Origin of the sequence: Streptomyces gamaensis, assembly GCF_042656465.1 — a bacterium.
GTDB classification, from domain to species: Bacteria; Actinomycetota; Actinomycetes; order Streptomycetales; family Streptomycetaceae; genus Streptomyces; species Streptomyces gamaensis.
The window spans coordinates 1-4,984 of the sequence record NZ_JBHSPB010000048.1 but is presented as its reverse complement, the minus strand read 5'-3'; the positions used below and the strand labels follow the sequence as shown (position 1 = coordinate 4,984).

Sequence of the window (4,984 nt, the reverse complement as noted above, 5' to 3'; positions counted from 1 at the left end):
CGCCTTCCAACGGTCTGTGAAAGAGTACTTTTATCTCTCCTATCTTTGAGAGGATCAGCTTGTCTCCCTCAACCTTGAAACCAGATTGATTATAATTGATGATCTTCAAGATCTTCTTGTACCTCAGTTTCCCCACTTTCTTCCCTTTCTTCTTCAGTTCATGAAGAGCATTGATGTTGCTCCATAATTGGTTGTTAACCATTTGAAGGGCTTTAGAGTAAACTAGTTCCTTCCCTTCTATTTTCAACTCTTTCAGCATGTTTTGAGTGTCTTTAGGTGTTATCTTTTTCCCTTCTTTCCTCGCGTTGTTTATCACGTCTAGCAAGGCATTGTATACTTTAGCCTCAATTTGCATCACTTTGATTAGTTTCTCCTCTACTTCTCTCGTTGGGTAAATCTTGTACTTGAATGAGAGTTGGGTCTTGTCATTCTTCTCCTTGGCTCTCCACATATTTTTTCAGTACCTCCAGTGTTACTTGTCCGCTCGTTGCTAGGAAGTAGGAAGGTGACCAGAAGTGTCCTTTCCACAGTTTTTCCTTTACTTGTGGGAACCTTCTCTGTATTTCTCTAGACGTGATGGTCTTGATTGCGTTCACGTACCTGGGTATATTTAGGGTTGGTTTTGCCTTGAATAACATGTGGAAGTGATCCTTATCTACTCCTATGTCTATGACTTCAACTTCGAATGTTTTGCTTATTTCCTGAATTTGTTCCTTTAGGAAGTTTATAATCTCTTCATTATCGAACACCTTTCTGCGGTACTTCACCACCTGGACATAGTGGTAATAAAGAGCGTAAACCGAATGGGATCCTCTGTCCAATCTGTACCGCATAGTTATATGTATTTTTTAATAACTATAAAAAGGTTTCTATAAGGGGGCTATTCATCCCCTCCCTCACGGAAGGGGACTTTCGCCCCCTTAACCCCCGTAAAGTTAAAGATCTCTTAAACGCTAAAGTTAACTCATCAAGATTTTTTTCTTTGAAGAACATGTCTATAATTCGTTTAACTTTCTTTAAATTCATATCTCATTTCACCTACTTCTATTCCTAGACTGAAAAAAATTAAACTTCACGCCACATCTTAATTTCTTTTACATAAGCTATATCATCAATCTCTTCATATTTAAATAAGAATTTCGTGAACTCATTTTGTTCAAATTCAACTGTAAAAATTGCATTTTTTACAGATGTATTTACGAATTTTTTATCTTTTGTCAACTCATAAAATTCATCACCTGATAATTCAATTGAATCATTAGTTTTAATTATGATTTCCTTTATTTCAGCATTTTTTGAAAATATATTAACAAGTTCTTTTAATTCTTTAAATTTCATTTACCTATTCACCACCTTCAAAAATCTAAAAGAATTATGACATTTTTAAATCTTTATTTTTTGGAATAAGTAGGATTAATATTTGGAATTTGAGAAAAATTATCGATAGAATTAGGTAATTAGGAGAAAAGAAAAAATTTAAAAAAAGATTAACTTTCAAATTGACTTTTTAATTTTTCTGCTATGCTAGAATGCATACACAAAAACTTTTTGTTTCTTTTTACTTTTTTAACTTTTATGAAAAATATGCCTTTCTCTACTAATCTCATTATCCTGAAATAAGCATATGGTTGATATTTTTGTGCATCTTGTTCAAATAAAGTTAGTTTACCATTAGAATTGTACATGGAAATACATAGATCTCCAACCTCATCCTTTTGTGCAATTGAAAAAAACTTTTGTAATAACTCTTTTTGTTTTGACCTTAGACTTAACTTTATTTGTTCAGTCATTTTTCTTTCACCAATATACATTATGTAAAAACTCATATATAAAGCTTTCTCTCAATTTTTACGTTTATAGCTTTCTACTTTTTTATGCTTACAATTTCTGCGGAATTAGTAAAAATATCTAAAAAATGAGAAAAATTATCGATAAAAATAAATAATTATAAGAAAATAAGAAATTAGAAATACTAGAAATAATATTAAGAACTTGAAAAAAATTATTGATAAAAAAAATTAACTTGATAACAAATATGCTAATAAGACAAGAACATCAGTAGGAACATTAACGCCTGTGATATCTTTTATCGCATTTAGTAATGAAGATAATCCTTTTATATCTATTTGGCTTTTGCTTGTATCGACTAATAAATTTCCGCTGATATCATCTGCTACATTCAGTAAATCGAAATTGACAACTTCATAATCACTTAGAAATATTGGTGGACTTATAGGAATGAAGGAAAATAGTAAATTCCCCTTTTTATCGCTCCATAACTTTAGTATTACTTTTTTTGATAACGGAACATAAAACACATCCTTATTGATTGCTTTCTTGATGATATATTGGTATACGCCGAAATGTGTCTTTATCACAAGCAATGATAGTCTACTACTATCAAGACTATCGTCATTACTGAAAAAATAATATGCTTTAACTTTTTTTTCGACTTGTGCTTTTTCCATCCTTTTCACCAATACTATATATGTAAAAACTAGTATATAAAGTTTTCTCTAATCTTTTACATCTCTATTTTTCATCTTCAAAACTTGAAAAATATGCAAAAATAAAATATAAAAAAGACTAAAAAAATAATACCTTAAAAATTAAAATTATTTAGCTTGCGTATTTGGATTTTGATCTTTTGCTTTTTCTCTAGCTAATGAATTTACATCTCTTAAAGTATCCATATTCAATAATGCATTTATTCCAGTTACTGTCGTGTCCTTAATTGATTCAATAGCAATAACTGTACTTTTTGACATTTGATCAACAGCTTTAGCAAAATTCTCATTTGACTGCTTTTCATTATATAAGTGTACTATTTCTCCAATTACGAAACTACCAATTAACACTCCTGTTACTGCAAAAAATCCATATAGTGCTCCTTCTAATAATGTTATCGCCATTTTTGGTCAAATAATATTATCAAGAACTAAATAATATAGTTTTCTGTAAATTTAAAAAAATAAAGAATTTTTCAGAAAGATAGATAATGAAATTAGAAAAGATTCACAATTTTTTAGTACGCACTATTTGAATTTCATATAATAAATCTTTTTCATTATCTGTTAACTCCATAGTATTAATTCTTATCTCAATATTATCGTTTAAAGGATAAATAAATTGACTAAATGCTAATTCAATTAATTGCCGATAATCTTCTTCATTAATTTCAAAAGAAATCTTAAATTTTAAACTTAATTCTTGTATATTAGAATCTTCAAAAAACAAATCTATAATTTTTTTAACTTCTTTAAAACTTATTTTTCTTTCCCCAATATTTCCATAAAAATATGACAATTTTATATTTTTACATCTTAAATTTTTCTATCTGCAGAATTAGTATCTGGAAAATGAAAAAAATTCGGCATAGCTTTAGCTAATATTTAGAAAAGAAAAAAACAAACTAAGAATTAAAAAGAAGAAAAAGAAAAAAAGAAAGACTTACTTTTCAAGTTCAATTTTAGTCAATTTTAACATATTGTTTCTTTTTTCAAAAAATAATCTTATGTATCTAGTTTCGTGATATATACCAAATACAGTGCCAAAATCATAATCAAATCTGAATTCAATCTTATCATTAAAGATATTGATATTATTTGAATTTATCCCGTAATATTCCATAATTTTTTCAACAATTTCTTTAAGCTGTTTTTCGCTAAATGTCAGTTCTTTTTTCGTTTTTAACACTTTCCTCTGTACGAATTGATCATTTAAAAAATCTCTAACTACTGAAATTATCTTTTGACTTAATTCTTGACCATTCACCTTTTTCCCCTCATTCTTTCATATGTATCTTCTACTATTTAAATCTTTCTCTATTCTTTTATCTTTCTATCTCTTTATCTTTTCACCGTCTTGATTTTTCAACCTCCTGAATTAGTATCTGAAAAATGAAAAAAATAGTCCATAGTCTTAGATAATAAAGAAAAAATTAAAAAATAAAAATAAGAAAAAAATTAATGAAATAAAAAAAGAAAATTATAGCTTAATCTCTCTCCACATTTGTAACTCCATTACGTAATATTTCTCATCTTTCTTATAGTAGACCAATAACATTTTAACGTACCTTTTTCCTTCTTCCCAATATTCGTAAATGTCAGTTATTACACCGTAATCTTCTGTACCAGTTACCAAGGTACCTTGACCGATTAACTGTTTAAATTCTTCTGGACTAACTTCAACATCTTCCCTAAATCTCAGCTGTAACTCGTCTACTGTACTGTCTTCAAATACTTGATTTACGATTTGATTTAAGACTTCATACTTCACTTTTTACTCACCACTTACATATATGTATCTTCTGCTATATAAATCTTTCTCTATCTTTTTACTTCTCTATCTCTTTATTTTTTCACCTCCTTGATTTTTCAACCTTTACAATTACTATCACAAAACTGAAAAAAACTAAGCATAATCTTAGCTAATTAGGAGAAAAATAAAAATTCTAAAAAGGAGAATTAGAACTTACAAATAAAAAAACAAAACTTAACTTACCAACAGTCTTCTAAATATTTCCTGACCTTTTTCTCACTGATTCCTAGTCCGTATGCAATCTCCTTAACTGTAAACCCTCTTTTGACTAACTCATGAACTATGCTAACTAGGTCATCCTCACTTTCAATATAGTACGTTTCTCCTTCAATTATTACTTCTTTTTTCATTTCTCTTTCACTGATATCATATATGTAAAAACTCATATATAAATCTTTCTCTAAACTTTTACGTTTGTATCTCTCGACTTTCAATAAGAGGCCTCCAATTTTTTCCAACACTGCATTCATAAATTGAAGGTTCCAATTTTTCTATCTCCAATTTTTTAAAAAAGGCCACTTTTTATTCCTAGCATGAAACAAATTGATTACGAGCGGTGAAAAAGTCTAAAAGAATCTATTTTGAACTGAAGAATAATTATATAATTAATAACTACTATCTAGCTAATTAGCTAATATATATAATATACTAATTAACTAAGTAG

Annotated in this window: 11 protein-coding genes; all 11 read right to left on the bottom strand. The window is 28.3% G+C overall.

Annotation, left to right across the window (positions count from 1 at the left end):
* Window positions 1-451, bottom strand: a 451-nt coding sequence (locus ACFP1Z_RS33485; protein WP_390321839.1) for a helix-turn-helix domain-containing protein, incomplete at its 3' end; no start/stop codon positions are given.
* The gene (gene tnpA, locus ACFP1Z_RS33480) at window positions 426-770 is read right to left on the bottom strand and encodes an IS200/IS605 family transposase (RefSeq protein ID WP_344865518.1); all 345 of its coding nucleotides are present in this window, start codon (window positions 768-770) and stop codon (window positions 426-428) included. The genes ACFP1Z_RS33485 and tnpA, both read right to left, overlap by 26 nt.
* A gap of 85 nt (window positions 771-855) precedes the next feature.
* Window positions 856-1,026: a DUF1374 domain-containing protein gene (locus ACFP1Z_RS33475; RefSeq protein ID WP_390321837.1), complete on the bottom strand. Its 171-nt coding sequence runs from the start codon at window positions 1,024-1,026 to the stop codon at window positions 856-858.
* 39 nt (window positions 1,027-1,065) lie between these two features.
* The gene (locus ACFP1Z_RS33470) at window positions 1,066-1,338 is read right to left on the bottom strand and encodes an AcrID1 family anti-CRISPR protein (RefSeq protein ID WP_198968547.1); all 273 of its coding nucleotides are present in this window, start codon (window positions 1,336-1,338) and stop codon (window positions 1,066-1,068) included.
* 149 nt (window positions 1,339-1,487) lie between these two features.
* Window positions 1,488-1,826, bottom strand: coding sequence for a hypothetical protein (locus tag ACFP1Z_RS33465; RefSeq protein ID WP_343914944.1), 339 nt, complete (start codon window positions 1,824-1,826; stop codon window positions 1,488-1,490).
* Between the two features lie 192 nt (window positions 1,827-2,018).
* A complete protein-coding gene (locus tag ACFP1Z_RS33460) occupies window positions 2,019-2,477 on the bottom strand; it encodes a hypothetical protein (protein WP_198968549.1) in 459 nt (152 codons plus the stop codon).
* A 138-nt stretch (window positions 2,478-2,615) separates the two neighbouring features.
* On the bottom strand, window positions 2,616-2,912 hold the full coding sequence (locus ACFP1Z_RS33455) for a hypothetical protein (protein WP_198968550.1): 297 nt from the start codon (window positions 2,910-2,912) through the stop codon (window positions 2,616-2,618).
* Between the two features lie 103 nt (window positions 2,913-3,015).
* Window positions 3,016-3,306, bottom strand: a complete 291-nt coding sequence (locus tag ACFP1Z_RS33450; protein WP_198968551.1) for an AcrID1 family anti-CRISPR protein — start codon at window positions 3,304-3,306, stop codon at window positions 3,016-3,018.
* A gap of 144 nt (window positions 3,307-3,450) precedes the next feature.
* The gene (locus tag ACFP1Z_RS33445) at window positions 3,451-3,774 is read right to left on the bottom strand and encodes a hypothetical protein (RefSeq protein ID WP_198968552.1); all 324 of its coding nucleotides are present in this window, start codon (window positions 3,772-3,774) and stop codon (window positions 3,451-3,453) included.
* A 213-nt stretch (window positions 3,775-3,987) separates the two neighbouring features.
* The gene (locus ACFP1Z_RS33440) at window positions 3,988-4,278 is read right to left on the bottom strand and encodes an AcrID1 family anti-CRISPR protein (RefSeq protein ID WP_343799780.1); all 291 of its coding nucleotides are present in this window, start codon (window positions 4,276-4,278) and stop codon (window positions 3,988-3,990) included.
* 221 nt (window positions 4,279-4,499) lie between these two features.
* Window positions 4,500-4,790 (bottom strand): hypothetical protein, encoded by a 291-nt coding sequence (locus tag ACFP1Z_RS33435; protein ID WP_343799778.1) that lies wholly within the window; start codon window positions 4,788-4,790, stop codon window positions 4,500-4,502.
* Window positions 4,791-4,984 lie beyond the last annotated feature (194 nt).

Excerpts from the sequence above, each read along its gene's own strand:
- ACFP1Z_RS33475 (WP_390321837.1), bottom strand. The coding sequence starts at position 1,026 with ATGAATTTAAAGAAAGTTAAACGAATTATAGACATGTTCTTCAAAGAA.
- ACFP1Z_RS33470 (WP_198968547.1), bottom strand. The coding sequence starts at position 1,338 with ATGAAATTTAAAGAATTAAAAGAACTTGTTAATATATTTTCAAAAAAT.
- ACFP1Z_RS33465 (WP_343914944.1), bottom strand. The coding sequence starts at position 1,826 with ATGAGTTTTTACATAATGTATATTGGTGAAAGAAAAATGACTGAACAA.
- ACFP1Z_RS33455 (WP_198968550.1), bottom strand. The coding sequence starts at position 2,912 with ATGGCGATAACATTATTAGAAGGAGCACTATATGGATTTTTTGCAGTA.
- ACFP1Z_RS33435 (WP_343799778.1), bottom strand. The coding sequence starts at position 4,790 with ATGAATGCAGTGTTGGAAAAAATTGGAGGCCTCTTATTGAAAGTCGAG.